This is a genomic window from Streptomyces sp. BE20, assembly GCF_036322525.1.
Taxonomy (GTDB): domain Bacteria; phylum Actinomycetota; class Actinomycetes; order Streptomycetales; family Streptomycetaceae; genus Kitasatospora.
The window spans coordinates 1-815 of sequence record NZ_JAQYWW010000969.1 but is presented as its reverse complement, the minus strand read 5'-3'; the positions used below and the strand labels follow the sequence as shown (position 1 = coordinate 815).

Here is an 815-nt window from a genome sequence, read left to right as displayed (position 1 = left end):
GGCTCGGCACTCGCCGTCCTGGCCGCCCCCGACTCCGACATCGGTCTCGTCGGATACGAGATGGCCCTGCTCGTCGACCGGGCCGGCGCCGTCCTCACCCCCGCACTCCGCGCAGAACTCCAGGGCAGTCTCCTGCACTGAGTGCACTGAGCGGGCATCCCACCCGTCCCACCTCCCCGCCGGGTCCGACCCGACCGGACCCGGCGTTCCACCCTCAGCTACCCTCAGGCAGCTGATTTCGCCTCAGCTGGCAACCACCCCAGCTGGAACCGGCTGCCCCAGGCTGCAGCACAAGGAGGACCCATGACCCCGCCTTCGACACCCGCCGGCTCGTACGGCAGCGGGTACGGCAGCGGCTACGGCGGGCAGTCCGACGGCTACGAGCAGCAGCCGCTGGTCCGCCCGTACGCGATGACCGGAGGCCGCACCCGGCCCCGGTACCAGCTCGCGATCGAGGCGCTGATCTCGACGACGGGCTCCGCCGAGCGCACCGGCGGCCTGCTGCCCGAGCACGCCCGGATCGTGAACCTCTGCCGTGAGGTCAAGTCCATCGCGGAGATCTCCGCACTGGCCGGCGTCCCGCTCGGTGTCGCCCGCATCCTCGTCGCCGACCTGGCCGAGGCCGGCCTCGTCGCCATCCACCAGCCCGCCGCCGCGGGCGAGTCGGGCGGAACGCCCGACGTCACGCTGCTCGAAAGGGTCCTCAGTGGACTTCGCAAGCTCTAACGCGGCCGCCCCCACCCGCGCCACCACCTCCGCGAAGATCGTCGTCGCCGGCGGCTTCGGTGTCGGCAAGACCACGCTCGTCGGCGCCG

General features: G+C 72.5%; 1 protein-coding gene and 2 pseudogenes. All 3 read left to right on the top strand.

What is annotated here, in order from left to right; translation table 11 throughout:
* Positions 1–141, top strand: a pseudogene (locus tag PUR61_RS24850) (roadblock/LC7 domain-containing protein); the annotation flags it as partial.
* Between the two features lie 162 nt (positions 142–303).
* The gene (locus PUR61_RS24845; RefSeq protein ID WP_329881598.1) at positions 304–726 is read left to right on the top strand and encodes a DUF742 domain-containing protein; all 423 of its coding nucleotides are present in this window, start codon (positions 304–306) and stop codon (positions 724–726) included.
* Positions 707–815: pseudogene (locus PUR61_RS24840) on the top strand (ATP-binding protein); the annotation flags it as partial. The gene PUR61_RS24845 and the pseudogene PUR61_RS24840, both read left to right, overlap by 20 nt.